Here is an 18,296-nt window from a genome sequence, read left to right as displayed (position 1 = left end):
ACCAGGAAGAACCTATGAAAGCCCTCACCTTCAAGCGCTACGGCAAATCGCCCGACATCGGGCTCGCCAACATCGACCGCCCCACGCTGCAACCTGACGAATTGCTGGTGCAGGTTCACGCGGCGGGCCTGAACCCCATCGACAACATGATCCCGGTAGGCACCTTCAAGCCCGTCATGCATTTCAAGTTGCCGGCGGTGCTGGGCAGCGACCTGGCCGGCGTGGTGGTCGACGTCGGCAGCCGCGTCACCCGCTTCAAGCCGGGCGACGAAGTCTTCGCGAGCATCTTCGACCTGGGCAAGGGCTCGCTCGCCGAGTTTGCCGCCGTGCCGGAGAGCGCCGCAGCGCTGAAGCCGGCCAACCTGGACTTCGTGCAGGCGGCCTCCATCCCCATGGTGGGCCTCACCTCCTGGCAGGCACTGAAGGAACGCATGAACCTGCGCCGCGGCCAGAAGGTGTTCATCCCGGCGGGCTCGGGCGGCATCGGCACCTTCGCCATCCAGCTGGCACATCAGCTCGGCGCCAAGGTGGGCACGACGGTGAGCACCGGCAACATCGAACTCGTGCGCAACCTGGGTGCCGACGAGATCGTCGACTACAAGAAGCAGGCCTTCGAGACGGTTCTGCGCGGCTACGACGGTGTGCTGGGCACGGTCAAGGGCGACACCCTCGAGAAGTCGCTGGACATCCTGAAGCCGGGCAGCCGCATCGTCTCGCTCATCGGCCCGCTGGACGCTGCCTTCGCCGAGGCGAAGAAGCTCAACTTCTTGCTGAAGTTCGTGTTCGGCCTGATGAGCCGCAAGCTGCTGAAGCTGTCGGGCAAGAAGGGCGTGGACTACGCCTTCCTGTTCGTGCGGCCCGACGGCCAGCAGCTCGCCGAGATCGGCGAGTTGCTCAAGGCCGAGCGCATCCGGCCAGTCATCGACAAGGTGTTCCCGTTCGACGAAGCCAAGCAGGCCCTGGACTACCTGGCGCTCGGGCGCGCGAAGGGCAAGGTCGTCGTCCGGATCAGGTGAGCTTGAAAAGCTCGGTGACGACGCGACGGTTCAACCGTCGGCGCGTCTGGGCACGGGGCGGCCATCGCAGCAAAGCTGCCGCCGGTCATCAACCTGCCTGTCCGTTACCGAACCGGTGCACCGTCGCCGAGCGGAACACCTCGCCCGGCCGAAGCACCGTGCTGGGCCAGTCGGGGCCAACGGGTCGGTTGGGCGAATCCGGGTTGTGCTGGGTCTCCAGGCAGACGCCCGCACCGCGCGTGTAGCGCTGGCCGTGCGGGCTCGTGAGCGAGCCGTCCATCCACGTGCCGGCATAGAACTGGATCGCCGGCTCGGTCGTCGAGATCTCCATCCAGCGGCCCGAGGCCGGGTCGGTCAGCCGCGCGGCCGGATGCAACGCGCCGTCCGGCGCGGCGTCCAGCAGCCAGTTGTGGTCATAGCCCACGTCCCGGCCAATGACGCGTTCGCGGCGGAAGTCGAACGGCGTGCCGTCGACCGTGGCGTGGCGCAGCGGGATGCTGTTCGCGCCGGGCACCGTGTAGCGGCTGGCGTGCAGCGTGAGGCGATGCGCCAGCGCCGAGCCGGACTCGGCGCCGGCCAGGTTGAAGTAGGCGTGCGAGGTCAGGTTGATGACCGTGGGCGTGTCGGTCGTGGCCTCGTAGTCGATACGCCAGCTCCCGTCCGCGCCAAGCGTGTAGCGCACGGCCACGTGCAGGTTGCCGGGGAAACCCATGTCGCCGTTGGGGCTGAAGTGCTCCAGCAACAGGCTGACGCTGCCGTCCGCGCCGGGCGGCTGCGGCGAGCCCTGCCACAACGACGCACCGAAGCCGGCCGGGCCGCCGTGCAGGCAGTTGGGGCCATCGTTGGTGACGAGCTGGTGGCGCACACCATCCAGCTCGAATGACCCGCCGGCAATGCGGTTGGCGTAGCGCCCGGCGATGACGCCCAGGTGCGAGCCGGCGCCAGCCAGGTAGGCGTCTAGGTCGCGCAGACCGAGGACAACGCTGTCGGCCAGGCCGGGCAGCCACAGGCCGGTGACGATGCCGCCCCAGTCCAGCGCCGTCAGCACGAGGCCATGGCCGTTGTCGAGGCGGTATTCGTGTACGGCGCGGCCGTCGGGCAGCCGGCCGTAGTCGCGCGCGGTGATGCGGGGTTCAGTACTCAACGGACGAATCCTCGGGCATTGACGTAGAGGGCATACAGCGAGTGGCTGCTGGCCATGAAGAGCCGGTTGCCCTTGGCGCCGCCGAAGCACAGGTTGGCGCAGCGCTCGGGCAGGTGGATGTGGGCCAGCGGCTTGCCTTCGCGGCTGTACACGCGCACGCCGTCCAGCTGCGCCGGGTCGGCGTCCGGCTGGCCGCCGCCGCCGAAGCCGCACCAGATGCGGCCCTGCGTGTCGAGCGCGATGCCGTCGAGGGCGCCATAGCCCGCAGCGTCGATCAGCAGCTGCTTGTCGCTGAGAACCGCGCCGTCGACGGCGTAGCTCCAGATCAGCCGGTGCGGCTGCGCGCGGCTCTCGACGACGAGCAGCCGCTTGCCGTCCGGCGTGAAGGCCAGGCCGTTGGGGCCGGCAAGGTCATCGAGCACACGCTGCAGCTCGCCCGTCTGCGGGTCGATGCGGTAGACGCCATGCGGCTGCTCGGGCGTTGCAGGTGCGCCTTCCCAGTCGCCGTGGATGCCGAAGTCGGGGTCGGTGAACCAGATGCCGCCATCGGGCGCGCAGGTGATGTCGTTGGGCGAGTTCAGCGGCTTGCCATCAAAGCGGTCGGCCAGCACGGTGATGCGGCCGTCCCACTCCGTGCGCGTGATGCGCCGGCCCAGGTGCTCGCAGCTGATGAGCCGGCCTTGCGCGTCACGGGCGTGGCCGTTGGCGTTGCCGCTGGGCTGGCGGAACACGCTGACCTGGCTGCTGCAGTCGTCCCAGCGCAGGATGCGGTCGTTGGGAATGTCGGACCACAGCAGGTAGCGCCCGTCACCGAACCACACCGGCCCCTCGGCCCACTGCAGGCCAGTGGCAAGCTGTTCGACGCAGGCCGAGAACAGCCGCAGCTCGCGGCCTTCGGGCGCGAGGATCTCGAAGGCCGCGTCGGGCAGGCGGGCGTTCGGCTGGAAGGGGATGCGCGGGCCTTTCTCGTGGTTCATGGGTGCTCCCTTCGGCCTGCGGCCTGTCCTGCCGAGCGGGAGTGAGCTTGCTTGGGGCGGCCCGTCGCTGCGCTCATGCTCACTCCTGCCCAGCGAACGGGAACGGGCCCAGCGTGACGAAGGCCCCGCCCTGGTAGCGGGCTTCGGGCTGCGTCGGGTCGATGTGCGGCTGCTTCGCCTCGACGGCGGCGCGCCAGGGTTCGGAGCTGTCCTGCGGGCGGTAGCCCACGTGCCGGCCCTGCGAGTTGTCCCACCACGTCGAGCGGTTCTCGCTGACGCCATAGACGATGCTGTGGCCGACGACCGGCGCGGTCAGCGCGGCAACGAGCAGGCGCTCCATGTCGTCGTGGCTGATCCAGCTCGACAGGTGGCGGCGGTCCTGCGGCTCGGGCACGCAGGAGCCGATGCGGATGCTGACGGTCTCCAGGCCGTGGCGCTCGAAGTAGAACTGCGCGAGGTTCTCGCCGAACGCCTTGGACAGGCCGTAGTAGCTGTCCGGGCGCGGCACGACGTGGGCGGGGATGGTCTCGCCCTGGCCGTAGAAGCCCGTCACATGGTTGGAGCTGGCGAAGACGATGCGCTTTGTGCCCCGGCGGCGTGCGGCCTCGTAGAGGTTGTAGGCGCCGACGATGTTGGCCGGCAGCACGGTGCTGAACGGCTTCTCGACGGACACGCCGCCGAAGTGAAGCACGGCGTCGACGCCGTCCAGCAGGTCGTACATCGCGGCCTCATCCTCAAGGGGCGCGACGACGACTTCCTCGCCCTCGCCGGCCGGGTCCATCGCCGAGAGGTCGGAGACGCGCAGCGTCTCGCAGTAGCGCTTCATGCGCGGGCGCAGCATGCGCCCCAGGGCACCGGCAGCGCCGGTCAACAAAAGGCGCTTGAAGCGCAGTCCAGTCAGTTCTTGCATGGGGAGGCGGCCCGCGTCGGGCCTCGAAAAAGAGAGGTCGCCGCGCGTCAGCTGGCTGCGCCCTTGCGCAGAGGCGGACGCAAACGGGGTGCGGCGTCGGACTGGCGTCGGACCAGTTCGAAATCCTTGAGCTCGTGCTCGCAGGGCAGAGGCTCGCCACTGCGGCGCGCACGGATGTGGCGCACCAGCAGGTCCACCGCGGCGCCGGCCATCTCCATGATGGGCTGGCGCACGGTCGTGAGTTCAGGCCAGATTGTCGTGGCCAGCGGTGCGTCGTCGAAGCCGACGACGGTCAGGTCACTGGGCACGTCCAGCCCCAGGCGGTGGGCAATGGCGACAGTGGCCGCGGCCATGTCGTCGTTGCTGGCGAAGATGGCCGTCGGGCGGCGCTCCTGCGTCAGCAGGCCCTCGGCCGCATCCAGGCCCGAGCGGTAGGTGAACATGCCCTGGGCGACGACCTCTTCTTCCTCGATGTTGAGGCCCGCGTCGCGCATCGCGCCGTGGAAGCCCGCCAGGCGGCGTGCGCTGCTGCTCTGGTAGGGGTCGCCGATGATGAAGCCCAGGCGGTGGTGGCCCAGGTTCAGCAGGTGGCGGGTCATCTCGTAGGCGGCCTGGTAGTCGTCGATGCCCACCGCGCAGACGTCGGCGGGCGGCTGGCCAGCGGAGACGACGACGGCCGGCGTGTCGGTATCGGCCACCAGCTTGAGCAGCGGTTGCGAGTCGCAGAACGGCGGCGGCAGGATGAGGCCGTCGATGCCGTTGGCGATCATCTCGGCCACCGGCGCCTCCTCGCCATCGCGGGCCGCATCGCAGCGCTGCACGACGAGCTGCACGTGGCGCAGGCTGGCCTTGTTCAGCAGGCCGATGAGGAACTCGTTGAGGTAGCCCGCGCTCGGGTCGATGTAGAGCATGCCGATGCGGATGGGCTCCGAGCCGGCCAGGCGGCGGGCCGCCTGGTTGGGCACGTAGTTCAGCGCCGTGATGGCCGCCTGCACCTTCTCGCGCGTGCCGGGCCGCACGTTCAACTCGCCGTTGACGACGCGTGACACCGTCATCGGCGACACGCCGGCCATCTGGGCCACATCGGCGATGGTGGCGACCTTGGTGCTACGCCCCTGGCGCGCGTTTGGCTTCAATCTGCACCTCGACTTTTCGTTGTTCTTCGACGGCCGGCGAGCGCTGCACGGCCCGAAGCGTGATTGTCCACCATGGTCACGACAGCGGCCCCCTGCCTCAACGCCCCGGTGCGAAACCGAAGCGCAAGGCCTGGTACGCCGCCAGGCTCTGCTCGGGCGGCCGCGTGCCGGCCGGCAACGGCAGGCCCGAGACCGACTGGAAATAGGCAATGCAAGCATCGCGCCACCAACGCGCCTCCCGGGCTTGCACAGCCAGATAGGCTGCGACCTCGGCGTGCCGCTGCGGGTCGATGTCCGGCTCCAGCGCGGCCCAGCGCCGGCGCATGTCGTCCACCGTCGCGACGCCGCGGTCATAGCGCGCCACCAGCTCGGCCCACAGCGTCCGGCCCGACGGCATCGCGTAGTCCCACGGCAGGTGGTGGAACCACAGCAGCAGCTCGGGCGGCGTGGTGCGCGGGTCGCTCCACAGCCGCGCCACCGACGGCGCGTACTGAGCGACCGCGTTGCTGCCCGTTGGCGAGCGGTCGAAGCCGATGCCGTCACGCCCCGCCTTGTGGAAGTAGGTCGGGTTCCAGTCGGCGCGCTCCAGGTTGTTGACCCAGGGGCCGGGGCCATAGTGGTGGCCGGTGTCCATCAGGTGGTGCAGACCCAGCGGCGTCATGTAGTCGACGACGGCCTCGCGCGAGGCCAGCATCATGTCGACGATCGCGTCACGCGCGGCGGGGCGGGTCGTGAAGGTCTGGGCCACCCAGTCGCGGGCGATTCGCCCGGCCTTCGTGTCCGGGTCCCAGGCCAGGCGACCGAAGGCGTACCAGTTGGCCTGGTCGAACTGCGAGCCGCTCCAGTTGCGGTCGGTACCGATGTTGGCGACGCCGGCGATGGCAGACAGCTTGTGCCCCTCCAGGCTGCCGTCGACGACGCGCGCGACCGTGCCGCCGTGGCCCGTGTCGGCCTGCAGCACCTCCTCGAACAGCGGTCCGAGGTGGACGAGGTGCGTCGAGAAGCCCAGGTACTCCTTCGTGATCTGCAGCTCCAGCGCCAGCGGCGTCTTCGGCATCGCGCCGAACAGCGGATGGAAGGGCTCGCGCGGCTGGAAGTCGATGGGCCCGTTCTTCACCTGCACGATGACGTTGGGCGCGAACCTGCCGTCCAGCGGCTGGAACTCGGCGTAAGCCTGCTTGGCACGGTCGCTCGCGTCGGCCGCGTAGACGAAGGCCCGCCACAGCACGACGCCGCCGTGCGGGGCCAACGCCTCGGCCAGCATGTTGGCGCCGTCGGCATGGTTGCGGCCGTAGTCCTGCGGGCCGGGCTGGCCCTCGGAGTTGGCCTTGACGAGGAAGCCGCCGAAGTCGGGGATCGCGCGGTAGACCTCGTCGGCCTTGGCCTTCCACCAGGCTCGCACGGCCGGGTCCAGCGGATCGGCCGTCTTCAGCCCGCCAAGTTCCACCGGCGCCGAGAACCGCGCCGACAAATAGACCTTGATGCCGTAAGGCCGGAACACGCCGGCCAGCGCTGCCGCCTTCGCCAGGTAAGGCGCGGTCAGCGAATCAGCCTTGGCGTTGACGTTGTTCAGCACCGTGCCGTTGATGCCCAGCGAGGCGTTGGCGCGGGCGTAGTCCGTGTAGCGTGGGTCGAGGATGTCCGGCAGCTTCCACCAGTCCCACAGCGACGCGCCGGCATAGCCGCGCTCGACGTGGCGGTCCAGGTTGTCCCAGTGGTTCAACATGCGCAGCGCCACCTTGGGTGCGGAGCGCTGATCCAGCTTCGAGAGATCCTCCCCCGTCTGCGCCGCGCGCAGCCAGGCGAAGCTGCCATAGAGCAGGCCCACGTCGCCGTTGGCAGCGATGACGGTCACGTCGGCGCCCTGCAGCGTCGCACGGCGCAGCGCGTAGCCCTCGCGGCCCAGCTCCTCCCAAGACAGGGCCAGGCCGGCCGGCGCCTGGGCGCGCGTGACGAGCAGCAGCGCACCCGGCGAAACGCGTGACGTGAGCTCCGGCTCACGCCCGGCGAGCCCTTGGATGCCGCGCCGCAGCTCGGTGACGGCGGCCTGTGTCGTCGGCGAGGTGGGCGCTGCCAGCACGAGGCTGCGCGCCCGGGCCTGCACTTGCGCCTGCGCCGCGCCGGCCAGCGGCCGGTAGCGCAGCCAGAGGTCGTAGCCGTCCTCGGCTGCCGCCCACGTGGGCGCCAGGGCCAGCCCCAGCAGCAGTCCCAGCCATCGAAATACGGTCGTCATCCTGTCTCCTGGCACTTGTGCTGCCTGTTTCACGAAATCCCGGCTTGCGCGAATGCAAATGGTAGCGCTACATTTCGTTCCCGCAAGCCGCCACAATCGCATCCAGCCATCGCTTTCCCGTCGGAGACAACGCCTTGAAACCAGCAGCATCCGGAATGACCCCAATGTCGCCTCTGCGACAGGGGTATACCCGGTGCGATATCGCTAGCGCTACCAAACCCGTCGGGCGGACCGCGTGACGACGGGTGGAGCGGGTACGGCCGTGGGCCGCCAGCGCTGGTGGATCTGCGCGCTGCTGTTCGCGGCGACGACGGTCAACTACCTCGACCGCAACGCGCTGTCGGTGCTGAAGACCAGCCTGCAGCAGCCCGTCGAGGCCGGCGGCCTCGCGCTGACCGATGCCGACTACGGCTGGATCACCTTTGCCTTCACAGCCGCCTACGCGGCCTTCCCGCCGCTGATCGGCACCGCCATCGACCGCTTCGGCGTCAAGCGCAGCCTGGGTGTGGCGCTGGTACTGTGGTCGCTGGCGTCGGCCGCGCACGGGCTGGTCGCGACGGTGCTGGGCCTGGTCGTCGTGCGCTTCCTGCTGGGCATGGCCGAGGCGGCGCACTTCCCGGCCGCGATCAAGACCGTGGCGATGTGGTTCCCGCAGCAGGAACGCGCGCTGGCCACGGGGCTGTTCAACGCCGGCACGGCCCTGGGCATCATCGCGTCGCCGGTCACCGTGTGGCTGGCGCTGACCTTCGGTTGGCAGTCCGCCTTCGTCGCCATCGGCTTCACCGGCCTCGTGTGGCTGGTGTTCTGGCAGCGCGGCTTCCAGCCGCCCGAGCAGCACGCCGGCGTGTCGGCCGCCGAGCTGGGCTACATCCGCGCCGGCCAGCCCGCGCCGACGCAGACCGTGGCCCTGCCGTGGACGGCACTGCTGCGCTACCGCGAGATCTGGCCCTTCCTGCTCGGCAAGATGTTGACCGACCCGGTCTGGTGGTTCTTCCTGTTCTGGCTGCCGTCCTACCTGGAGCGCGAGCGCGGCCAGAACCCGCTGGCCAGTGCCGGCCTCGTGGCCGTCATCTACCTCGGCTCCAGCGTCGGTTCCATCTTCGGCGGCTGGCTGTCGGGCCACCTCGCCAAGCGCGGCTGGCCGGTCGGCAAGGCGCGCATGGCAACGATGGGCATCTTCGCGGCCTGCATGCCGGGCAGCATCGCGGCCTACGGGGTCGACAGCTTCGCCGCCTGTGTGGCCCTGATCGCGCTGGCCACCGCCTGCCACCAGGCCTGGTCGGCCAACCTGCTGACGTCGGCAACCGACCTGTTCCCCACCAAGGTCTCCGGCGCCGTCATCGGCCTGGGTTCCACGGCCGGCGGCATCGGCGGCATGTTCATCGCGCTGCTGACGGCGCTGACCGTGCAGTGGACCGGTACGCAGCAGTGGGCCTTCGTCTACGCCGGCGTCATGCACCTGACCAGCCTCGCCATCTTCTGGCTGTGGTTCCGCGGCCGCTTCGAGCGCGTGGACATCGACGCCGGGCTGGACCTCGCCCGCGCCCACCGCCCGCTGCTGACGGCCGGCGGCCTCGTCACGCTGCTGGGCGTGGCGCTGACGTGGCTCATCACCTCGCACTGGGACGCCTGTGTCGCCGCTGCCAAGTTCTCGGGTGCCGCCCAGGCGCTCACCGCCGCCGGCGGCCTCGTGGTCATCGGCGCGCTGCTCCTGTACGCCGGCCGGTCGCACACCGGCCCGGCCTCCCTGCTTCCCACTTCCCCTGAGTCGCGCCCGCAACCGGGCGCCTGAACGCACCTCCTGACGATGATTGCCAATCCCATCCTGCCGGGCTTCCACGCCGACCCGTCCATCTGCCGCGTTCCGGGCAAAGACGGCGATGACTACTACATCGCCACGTCCACCTTCGAATGGTGGCCGGGCGTGCGCATCCACCACTCGCGCGACCTCGTCAACTGGCGCCACCACAGCTACGCCGTCACGCGCACCAGCCAGCTGGACCTGAACGGCCACCCCGACTCCGCCGGCGTCTGGGCCCCGTGCCTGAGCTATGCGGGCGGCCAGTTCTGGCTCATCTACACCGACGTGCGCTCCACGATCGGCGCGTTCAAGGACACGCACAACTACCTCATCACGGCGCCCAGCATCGACGGCCCGTGGAGCGAGCCCATCTACCTGAACAGCTCGGGCTTCGACCCCAGCCTGTTCCACGACGAAGACGGTCGCCACTGGCTCATCAACCAGCAGTGGACGCACTGGCCCGGCAAGCACCACTTCAACGGCATCCTGCTGCAGGAGTACGACCACGAGGCCAGGAAGCTCGTCGGCCCGATCAAGAACATCTACCGCGGCACCGAGCTGGGCGTCGTCGAAGGCCCGCACCTGTACGTGCGCAACGGCTGGTACTACCTGCTGACGGCCGAGGGCGGCACCTTCTACGAGCACGCCGTGACGCTGGCCCGTTCGCGCCAGCTGGACGGCCCCTACGAGACGCTGCCCGGCAACCCGCTGCTGACTGCCTGGCAGAAGAAGACCGACGGCCTGCAGCGCAGCGGCCACGCCAGCCTCGTCGAAACGGCCACCGGCGAATGGTTCATGGCCCACCTGTGCGGCCGCCCGCTGGAGTGGAGCGGCCCCAACGCCGCCAACAACAAGCCCGAGGAAGGCTACGCCGGCCTGCACTGCCCGCTGGGCCGCGAGACCGCGCTGCAGCGCATCCACTGGCGCGATGACGACTGGCCCGAGGTCGTCGGTGGCAATGGTCAGCAGCCCAGCACGAACGTCGAGCTGCCCGACCTGCCACCGCATCCGTTCCCGGCAGAAGCCGCCCGCGACGACTTCGACTCGACCACGTTCAACGGCCACCTGAACTCGCTGCGCAAGCCCTTCGACGAGAGCTGGGCGTCGCTGACCGCCCGCCCCGGCCACCTGCGCCTGACGGGCCGCGAGTCGCTGATGAGCCTGTTCGACCAGAGCCTGGTCGCGCGCCGCCAGCAGCACTTCAACTGCCGTGTCGAGACGCGCGTGGAGTTCGAGCCCGAGAACTTCCACCAGATGGCCGGCCTGGTCGCGTACTACAACACGCGCAACCACGCCTACCTGCACGTGACGCGGGACTTCGACAGCGAGCAGCGCGTCGTCTACCTGACCGTCAACCGCGACGGCCAGATCAGCGGCCCCGCCACGCCCGTTCCGCTGGCCGCCGGCCCGGTGGATCTGGCCGTCGAGTTCAGCCATGACACCTACCAGTTCCAGTTCCGCCAGGGCGGCGCTGCCTGGCAGGCCATCGGCCCGGCGCTGGACGCCGCGATGCTGAGCGACGAGTTCGCGACGCGCTTCCTCAACGGCTTCGCCAACAGCTTCGGATTCACCGGCAACTTCATCGGCATCGCCTGTCAGGACCTGGCCGGCACGCGCAAGACCGCCGACTTCGACTACCTCTCGTACGAAGCCAAGGCCTGATTCCAGACAGACCCTCGACGGGCGACGACCTCAAAAAGCACAAGAGGAGACAAATGAAAAGCCAGCCCTTGTCCTTCATCGAGAAGGCCGGATACAGCTGCGGCGATGCCGCGGCCAATCTGGTCTTCATGTCGATGATCCTGTTCCAGGTGAACTTCTACACGGACGTGTTCGGCCTGTCGGCCAGCACGGCCGCGGCCATCTTGCTGTGGCCCAAGCTGTGGGACGCCGTCTTCGACCCCGTCATGGGCGTGCTGGCCGACCGCACCAACACGCGCTGGGGCAAGTTCCGCCCCTGGGTGCTGTGGACGTCGGTGCCCTGGGCGGTCGTCATGGTGCTGGCCTACACGGCGCCCGACCCGGCGTGGGGATGGAGCACCGGCATGGTCATCGCGTACGCCGGCATCACCAACACGCTGCTGATGACGCTGTACTCGATGAACAACATGCCCTACTCGGCCATGAGCGGGGTCATGACGGCGGACCTGAACGAGCGCACCAAGCTCAACTCGTTCCGCTTCGTGTCGGTCAATGCCGCGCAGTTCATCGTCAGCGGCTTCACGCTGCCGCTGGTGGCCAAGTTCGCGCAAGGCCATGACCGCGCGCATGGCTGGCAGGTCACGATGTCCATCTGGGCCGTCGCCTGCCTGGTGCTGTTCCTCGTCACGTTCTTTACGACGAAGGAGCGCGTCAAGCCCATCCAGGAAACGAGCTCCTCGCCGAAGCAGGACTTCGCCGACCTGATGAAGAACGGGCCGTGGATCACGCTGGTGCTCTACACGCTGTTCCAGTTCGGCATGCTGTCGCTGCGCGGTGGGGCGCAATTCAACTACTACCACCACTACGCCGACAAGGGCGCGATGTTCGACTTCCTCGCCACCCTCGGGCTGACCACGCCGGAGCTGCAAAGCACCGGCAGCCTGGGCGACTGGCTGGGCTACATCGTCCACGGCACGCGCGACAACGTGGCCGGCTCCAACGCTGCCGACGTGTTCAACAGCATCGTCAACATGGCCGGAACGGCGACGACCATGATCGTCATCATGCTGTCGATGGGCCTGTCGGCACGCTACGGCAGGCGCGCCATCGGCATCGTCTGCTTCGGCCTGTGCACGCTGACCGCCTGCGCGCTGTACCTGCTCCCCCCCGACGCCGTCTGGGCGATGCTGGGCCTGCAAGTGCTGAGCGCTGTCGTCTACGCGCCGACGGTCGCCGTCATGTGGTCCATGTACGCCGACGCGGCTGACTACTCGGAGTGGCAGACCGGCCGCCGCTTCACCGGCATGGTGTTCGCCACCATCGGCTTCTCGCTGAAGGTGGGGCTCGCCCTCGGCGGTGCCGGTTTCCTGTGGATTCTGGCCGGCTTCTTCGGCTACGACACCCACCTGCCCTCGTCGCCCAACGCGATCGAGGGCTACCGCGTGGCGTCCAGCTTCGTCGTCGGCGCGCTGTTCGCCGCCTGCACGATCTGCCTGCTCTTCAACAAGCTGAACAAGCAGACCACGCTGCAGATGTCCGAAGAGCTCGCCCAGCGCCGTCTTCAGGCTGGCGCCTTGCCAGCCGCCGCCTAACCTTATCCATCCCACCCCTTTCCCGCAGTAAGGATCTCGCCATGAGCACCGTCTATTCCGACCTCCCCACCGTCAAGTACGAAGGCCCCTCCTCCACCAACCCGCTGGCCTACCGCTGGTACGACGCCAACCGCGTCGTCCTCGGCAAGACGCTGGCCGAACACCTGCGCCCGGCCGTCTGCTACTGGCACAACTTCTGCTGGAAGGGCGAGGACGTCTTCGGCCTGGGCAACACCGTGTTCCAGCGCCCCTGGTTCAACGAAGCCGACCCGGTCAAGGCCGCCTACATGAAGCTCGACGCCGCGTTCGACTTCTTCGGCAAGCTGGGCCTGCCGTACTGGTGCTTCCATGACCGCGACGTCGCCCCCGAAGGCGCCAACCTCGCCGAGTCCAACCGCATCCTCGACGGCCTGCTCGAAGCCGCCGCCAAGAAGATGCAGGACGGCAAGGTGCAGTTGCTGTGGGGCACGGCCAACCTGTTCTCCAACGGCCGCTTCATGAGCGGCGCCGCGACCAACCCCGACCCCGAGGTCTATGCCTACGCCGCTGCGCAGGTGAAGCATGTGTTGGAGTGGACCAACCGCCTGGGCGGCGCCAACTACGTGCTGTGGGGCGGCCGCGAAGGCTACGAGACCCTGCTGAACACCGACCTCAAGCGCGAGCTGGCCCAGTACGGCCGCTTCCTGTCGTCGGTCGTCGAGCACAAGCACAAGATCGGCTTCAAGGGCACCATCCTGATCGAGCCCAAGCCGCAGGAGCCCACCAAGCACCAGTACGACTACGACAGCGCCACGGTCTACGGTTTCCTGAAGACCTACGGCCTGGAGAACGAGGTCAAGGTCAACATCGAGGTCAACCACGCCACGCTGGCCGGCCACAGCTTCGAGCATGAAGTCGCCACGGCTTGCGCGCTGGGCATCTTCGGCTCGCTGGACGCCAACCGCGGCGACGAGCAGCTGGGCTGGGACACCGACCAGTTCCCCAACAACCACGTGCAACTCGTGCCGGCCATGCTGGAGATGATCCGCCACGGCGGCTACACCACCGGCGGCACCAACTTCGACGCCAAGGTGCGCCGCCAGTCCATCGACCCGATCGACCAGCTGGAAGGCCACATCGGCGGCATGGACACGATGGCCCGCGCCTTCCTGAGCGCTGCTGCGCTGTTCGAGAGCGGCCAGCTGGAGAAGACCGTGGCCGACCGCTACGCCGGCTGGAACGGCGAGCTGGGCAAGAAGATCACCGGCGGCGCATCGCTGGACGATCTGGCTTCGCTGGTCCACGCGCAAGGCATCTCGCCGCAGCCTCGCTCGGGCCGCCAGGAGCGCCTGGAAAACATCGTCAACAACTTCGTCTGATCGGGTTCCCGGCCATGTTCCTCGGCATCGACCTCGGCACCTCCGAGATCAAGCTGCTGCTGCTCGACGAGCAGCACCGCATCGTCGCCACCACCGGCGTGGCGCTCACTGTTCAACGGCCGCAACCGCTGTGGAGTGAGCAGAACCCCGCTGACTGGTGGGCCGCGCTCGATGCCGGCATGGCCAAACTCAAGCAAGACCACGCCGCCGCGCTCGCGCAGGTGCGCGGAATCGGCCTGTCGGGCCAGATGCATGGCGCCGTCACGCTGGACGCGGCCGACGCCGTGCTGCGGCCGGCCATCCTGTGGAACGACGGCCGCAGCGCCGCGCAGTGCGCCGAGATGATGGCCGCCTGCCCCGAGCTGCCGGCCATCACCGGCAACCTCGCGATGCCGGGCTTCACGGCGCCGAAGCTGGCATGGATGCGCCAGCACGAGCCGGCGCTGTTCGCCAAGGTGGCGAAGGTGCTGCTGCCCAAGGACTGGCTGCGCTTCCAGCTCAGCGGCTCCTTCGTCAGCGAGATGAGCGACGCCGCCGGCACGCTGTGGCTGGACGTCGCACGCCGCCGCTGGTCGCCCGAAGCGCTGGCACTGACCGGCCTGAACGAGGGCCACATGCCCCGCCTCGTCGAAGGCAGCGAGCCGAGCGCAGCGCTCAAGCGCGATCTGGCCGAGCGCTGGGGCCTCACGCCGGGCATTCCCATCGCAGGTGGTGGGGGCGACAACGCCGCCAGCGCCGTCGGCATGGGCGTCGTGAAGCCCGGCGACGGCTTCCTGTCGCTGGGTACGTCGGGCGTCATCTTCCTGTGCAACGAGGCGTTCAGCCCCAACCCCGCCCGCGCGGTGCATGCCTTCTGCCACGCGCTGCCGGACACCTGGCACCAGATGAGCGTCATCCTCAGCGCCGCCAGTGCGCTGCGCTGGGTCACGTTGATGCTGGGCATGCCCGGTGGCGAGGCCGACCTCATCGCCAAGGCCGCCGCGCTGAGCGACACGCAGCGCCAGCAGGCGCCCATCTTCCTGCCCTACCTCAGCGGCGAACGCACGCCGCACAACAACGCCAACGCGCAAGGCGTGTTCTTCGGCCTCACGCACGAACACGGCGCCGCCGAGATGGGCTATGCCGTCCTCGAAGGCGTCGGCTTTGCGCTGCTGGACGGCTGGCGCGCGCTGCAGGCCGGAGGCGGCCATGCCGAGCAGCTGTGGCTGGTCGGCGGCGGTGCGCGCAGCGAGTGGTGGGCCAGGCTGCTCGCGTCGCTCTTGAACGTGCGCCTCGTCAACGGCGTCGGCTCCGAGGCCGGCGGCGCTTTGGGCGCCGCGCGCCTGGCGTGGCTGGCCTGCGGCGGCACGGTGGACGAGGTCTGCCGCACGCCCGACGTCGCCCGCGTCGCCGAACCCGATCCCGCGCTCGCTGCCGCCCTGCAGCCCCGCTACGAGCGCTTCCAGCGCCTCTACACGGCGCTGCGCAGCGAGTTCAGCTAACTCCTTTCTCACCCCTCGGCCTGTGCTGCTTGACCGCGGCAGGGCCGCGCTTTGCCCGACATGAACAGCCTCGACCAGCTCCGCCAACACACCACCGTCGTCGCCGACACCGGCGACTTCGATCAGCTCGCACAGTTCCGCCCGCAGGACGCGACGACCAACCCCTCCCTCGTGCTGAAGGCCGTGCAGCAGCCCCGCTACCGCGCGCTGCTGGAGCAGGCCGTGGCCGCCCACCCGGGCGCGCCGGCAACCACGGTCACCGAGCATCTGCTGGTGGCCTTCGGCGTCGAGATCCTGAAGGTGGTGCCAGGCCGCGTCTCCACCGAGATCGATCCGCGCCTGTCGTACGACACGGCCGCGTCGGTCGCCACCGCCAGGCGCCTCATCGAGCTGTACGCCGCTGCCGGCGTGCCCAAGGCGCGCGTGCTCATCAAGCTCGCGTCCACGTGGGAAGGCATCCAGGCCGCCCGCGAGCTTGAGCAGCAAGGCATCCACACCAACCTGACGCTGCTGTTCTGCCTGGCCCAGGCCAAGGCCTGCGCCGACGCCGGCGTGAAGCTGATCTCGCCGTTCGTGGGCCGCATCTACGACTGGTTCAAGAAGACCGCCGGCAAGAGCTGGGACGAGGCCGCGATGGCCGGGCCCAACGACCCCGGCGTGCGCTCTGTCGTCGAGATCTACACACACTACAAGCGCCACGGCATCACCACCGAGGTGATGGCCGCGAGCTTCCGCAACAGCGGCCAGATCATTGCGCTGGCCGGCTGCGACCTGATGACCATCAGCCCCGCGCTGCTGGCCGAGTTGGATGCGGCGAACACGCCCGTCGAGCGCCGGCTGTTGCACACGGGGAGCGTCGAAGCCAAGCCGGCGCCGCTGACCGAGGCCGAATTCAACGCGGCACTCGCCGCCGACGCGATGGCCCACGACAAGCTCACCGACGGCATCAAGCAGTTCATCGCCGACACCGAAACGCTGGAGCAGTTGATCCGCTCCACCCAAGGTTGAGACCCATGACACAGAACCTCACCCTCGCCGCCAACGCGCTGCGCATGCTCGCGGTCGACGCCGTGCAGCAGGCCAACTCCGGCCACCCCGGCATGCCCATGGGCATGGCCGACATCGCTGCCGTGCTGTGGAGCCGCCACCTGCGCCACAACCCGGCCGACCCGCACTGGCCCGGCCGCGACCGATTCGTGCTGTCCAACGGCCACGGCTCCATGCTGCTGTACGGGCTGCTGCACCTGAGCGGCTACGACCTGCCCATCGAGGAGCTGAAGGCCTTCCGCCAGATGCACAGCAAGACGCCCGGCCACCCCGAGGTGGGCCTGACGCCCGGCGTCGAGACGACCACCGGCCCGCTGGGCCAGGGCCTGGCCAACGCCATCGGCATGGCACTGGCCGAGCAGTTGCTCGCAGCCGAGTTCAACACCACCGAACACACGCTCGTCGACCACCGCACCTTCGTCTTCGTCGGCGACGGCTGCCTGATGGAAGGCATCTCGCACGAGGCCTGCTCGCTGGCCGGCACCTGGGGTCTGGGCAAGCTGGTCGTCATCTACGACGACAACGGCATCTCCATCGACGGCGACGTGAAGGGCTGGTTCGGCGACGACACGCCGGCGCGCTTCGAGGCCTACGGCTGGCGCGTCATCCGCGATGTCGACGGCCATGACTTCGGTTCAATAGACGCCGCGCTGAACGCTGCCACCGACGACGTCGGCAAGCCCACGCTGATCTGCGCGAAGACGACCATCGGCAAGGGCTCGCCCAACAAGGCCGGCGGCCACGACGTGCACGGCGCGCCACTGGGCGCTGCCGAGGTGGCGGCCGTTCGCGAGGCGCTGGCCTGGCCGTACGCGCCCTTCGTCGTGCCGGCTGAAGCGCGCGCGCCACTGGATGCCCGTGAGCGCGGCGCCACCGCACAGCGCGAGTGGGAGGCAGTGCTCGCTGCCCACCCGCGAGCCGCCGAGTTCATGCGCCGCATGCGCGGTGAACTGCCGGCCGACTTCGACGCGCGCAGCGTTGCGCAGCTCGCCGAGGCGGTTGCCAAGGCCGAGACCATCGCGTCGCGCAAGGCCTCGCAGAACAGCATCAACCTTCTCGCGCCGGGCATGCCCGAGCTGCTGGGCGGCTCGGCCGACCTGGCACCGTCCAACCTGACGCAGTGGAAGGGCTGCCGCTCCGTCGAGCCGGGCGCGGCCGGCGGCAACTACCTGCACTACGGCGTGCGCGAGTTCGCGATGGTGGCCATCCAGACCGGCATCGCGCTGCACGGCGGCTGGCGCCCGTTCGGCGGCACCTTCCTGATGTTCTCGGAGTACGCGCGCAACGCCATCCGCATGGCCGCGCTGATGCGCACGAATCCGATCTACGTCTTCACGCACGACTCCATCGGTCTCGGCGAGGACGGCCCCACGCACCAGCCGGTCGAGCAGGTCGCGACGCTGCGCCTGGTGCCCAACCTGGACCTGTGGCGCCCGGGCGACGCGGTCGAGACGCTGGTGGCCTGGCAGAACGCCGTGCGCCACCGACACACGCCCACCGCGCTGATCCTGTCGCGCCAGAACCTGCAGCACCAGCCGCGCGACGCCGACACCCTTGATGCCATCCGCCGCGGCGGCTACGTGCTGGTGCGTGAGGCAGCCGACCGGCCGCTGCAACTCGTGCTCATCGCCACCGGCTCGGAGCTGGACCTGGCCGTCAAGGCGCTGGCGAAGCTGGCCGAGGCCGGCGTGAACGCCCGCGTCGTGTCCATGCCGTCGTGCTTCACCTTCGAGCAGCAGGACGCCGACTGGCGACGCACCGTGCTGCCCGACGGCGTGCCGCGCGTGGCGGTGGAGGCTGGCGTCACGCCGCCATGGCGGCAGTATGTGGGGCTGGACGGTGCGGTCGTCGGCATCGACACCTTCGGCGAATCCGCCCCGGCGGCGGCGCTGTACGCGCACTTCGGCGTGACGGTGCAGGCCGTCGTCGATGCCGCGTTGGGCTGCCTGGGGCGCTGACC

General features: G+C 69.2%; 13 protein-coding genes. 8 read left to right on the top strand and 5 right to left on the bottom strand.

Annotated elements, in window-relative coordinates:
• The first annotated feature begins 14 nt into the window (after positions 1–14).
• Positions 15–1,016, top strand: a complete 1,002-nt coding sequence (locus tag ACG04R_RS09425; protein WP_394408668.1) for an NADP-dependent oxidoreductase — start codon at positions 15–17, stop codon at positions 1,014–1,016.
• Positions 1,017–1,104: 88 nt separating this feature from the next.
• Here ACG04R_RS09425 and ACG04R_RS09420 read toward each other — a convergent pair whose 3' ends face one another.
• From ACG04R_RS09420 to ACG04R_RS09400, 5 genes are all read right to left on the bottom strand, one after another.
• Complete coding sequence (locus ACG04R_RS09420; protein ID WP_394408665.1) at positions 1,105–2,160, bottom strand: aldose epimerase family protein; 1,056 nt, start codon at positions 2,158–2,160, stop codon at positions 1,105–1,107.
• Entirely contained in the window at positions 2,157–3,137 is a 981-nt protein-coding gene (locus tag ACG04R_RS09415) for an SMP-30/gluconolactonase/LRE family protein (RefSeq protein WP_394408662.1), read from the bottom strand. The genes ACG04R_RS09420 and ACG04R_RS09415 overlap by 4 nt, the downstream gene beginning before the upstream one ends.
• A 79-nt stretch (positions 3,138–3,216) precedes the next feature.
• Positions 3,217–4,047 (bottom strand): NAD-dependent epimerase/dehydratase family protein, encoded by an 831-nt coding sequence (locus ACG04R_RS09410; protein WP_394408659.1) that lies wholly within the window; start codon positions 4,045–4,047, stop codon positions 3,217–3,219.
• Between the two features lie 47 nt (positions 4,048–4,094).
• Complete coding sequence (locus ACG04R_RS09405) at positions 4,095–5,183, bottom strand: LacI family DNA-binding transcriptional regulator (RefSeq protein ID WP_394408656.1); 1,089 nt, start codon at positions 5,181–5,183, stop codon at positions 4,095–4,097.
• Between the two features lie 97 nt (positions 5,184–5,280).
• Positions 5,281–7,416: an alpha-glucuronidase family glycosyl hydrolase gene (locus ACG04R_RS09400; protein WP_394408653.1), complete on the bottom strand. Its 2,136-nt coding sequence runs from the start codon at positions 7,414–7,416 to the stop codon at positions 5,281–5,283.
• Between the two features lie 235 nt (positions 7,417–7,651).
• On the opposite strand from ACG04R_RS09400, the gene ACG04R_RS09395 reads away from it, so the two are divergent.
• The 7 genes from ACG04R_RS09395 to tkt are packed head-to-tail and all read left to right on the top strand — an operon-like array spanning position 7,652 to position 18,294.
• Complete coding sequence (locus ACG04R_RS09395) at positions 7,652–9,208, top strand: MFS transporter (RefSeq protein ID WP_394408650.1); 1,557 nt, start codon at positions 7,652–7,654, stop codon at positions 9,206–9,208.
• 15 nt (positions 9,209–9,223) lie between these two features.
• Positions 9,224–10,879, top strand: a complete 1,656-nt coding sequence (locus ACG04R_RS09390) for a glycoside hydrolase family 43 protein (RefSeq protein ID WP_394408647.1) — start codon at positions 9,224–9,226, stop codon at positions 10,877–10,879.
• 53 nt (positions 10,880–10,932) lie between these two features.
• The gene (locus ACG04R_RS09385) at positions 10,933–12,450 is read left to right on the top strand and encodes an MFS transporter (protein ID WP_394408644.1); all 1,518 of its coding nucleotides are present in this window, start codon (positions 10,933–10,935) and stop codon (positions 12,448–12,450) included.
• Between the two features lie 41 nt (positions 12,451–12,491).
• Complete coding sequence (gene xylA, locus ACG04R_RS09380; protein ID WP_394408641.1) at positions 12,492–13,808, top strand: xylose isomerase; 1,317 nt, start codon at positions 12,492–12,494, stop codon at positions 13,806–13,808.
• A gap of 14 nt (positions 13,809–13,822) precedes the next feature.
• Complete coding sequence (gene xylB, locus ACG04R_RS09375; protein ID WP_394408638.1) at positions 13,823–15,289, top strand: xylulokinase; 1,467 nt, start codon at positions 13,823–13,825, stop codon at positions 15,287–15,289.
• A 60-nt stretch (positions 15,290–15,349) separates the two neighbouring features.
• Positions 15,350–16,297: a transaldolase gene (tal, locus tag ACG04R_RS09370; protein WP_394408635.1), complete on the top strand. Its 948-nt coding sequence runs from the start codon at positions 15,350–15,352 to the stop codon at positions 16,295–16,297.
• Between the two features lie 5 nt (positions 16,298–16,302).
• Positions 16,303–18,294 (top strand): transketolase, encoded by a 1,992-nt coding sequence (gene tkt, locus ACG04R_RS09365; RefSeq protein WP_394408632.1) that lies wholly within the window; start codon positions 16,303–16,305, stop codon positions 18,292–18,294.
• The last annotated feature ends 2 nt before the right edge of the window (positions 18,295–18,296 follow it).

Origin of the sequence: Pelomonas candidula (genome assembly GCF_043555985.1) — a bacterium.
Taxonomy (GTDB): Bacteria; Pseudomonadota; Gammaproteobacteria; order Burkholderiales; family Burkholderiaceae_C; genus Pelomonas; species Pelomonas candidula.
Note: the sequence above shows the minus strand (reverse complement) of the source record. Positions and strands in the feature narration are given on the sequence as shown.

What these genes read in the sequence shown, in the direction of transcription:
- ACG04R_RS09425 (WP_394408668.1), top strand. Translation starts at nt 15, where the DNA reads ATGAAAGCCCTCACCTTCAAGCGCTACGGCAAATCGCCCGACATCGGG.
- ACG04R_RS09415 (WP_394408662.1), bottom strand. Translation starts at nt 3,137, where the DNA reads ATGAACCACGAGAAAGGCCCGCGCATCCCCTTCCAGCCGAACGCCCGC.
- ACG04R_RS09410 (WP_394408659.1), bottom strand. Translation starts at nt 4,047, where the DNA reads ATGCAAGAACTGACTGGACTGCGCTTCAAGCGCCTTTTGTTGACCGGC.
- ACG04R_RS09400 (WP_394408653.1), bottom strand. Translation starts at nt 7,416, where the DNA reads ATGACGACCGTATTTCGATGGCTGGGACTGCTGCTGGGGCTGGCCCTG.
- ACG04R_RS09390 (WP_394408647.1), top strand. Translation starts at nt 9,224, where the DNA reads ATGATTGCCAATCCCATCCTGCCGGGCTTCCACGCCGACCCGTCCATC.
- ACG04R_RS09385 (WP_394408644.1), top strand. Translation starts at nt 10,933, where the DNA reads ATGAAAAGCCAGCCCTTGTCCTTCATCGAGAAGGCCGGATACAGCTGC.
- xylA (WP_394408641.1), top strand. Translation starts at nt 12,492, where the DNA reads ATGAGCACCGTCTATTCCGACCTCCCCACCGTCAAGTACGAAGGCCCC.
- xylB (WP_394408638.1), top strand. Translation starts at nt 13,823, where the DNA reads ATGTTCCTCGGCATCGACCTCGGCACCTCCGAGATCAAGCTGCTGCTG.
- tal (WP_394408635.1), top strand. Translation starts at nt 15,350, where the DNA reads ATGAACAGCCTCGACCAGCTCCGCCAACACACCACCGTCGTCGCCGAC.
- tkt (WP_394408632.1), top strand. Translation starts at nt 16,303, where the DNA reads ATGACACAGAACCTCACCCTCGCCGCCAACGCGCTGCGCATGCTCGCG.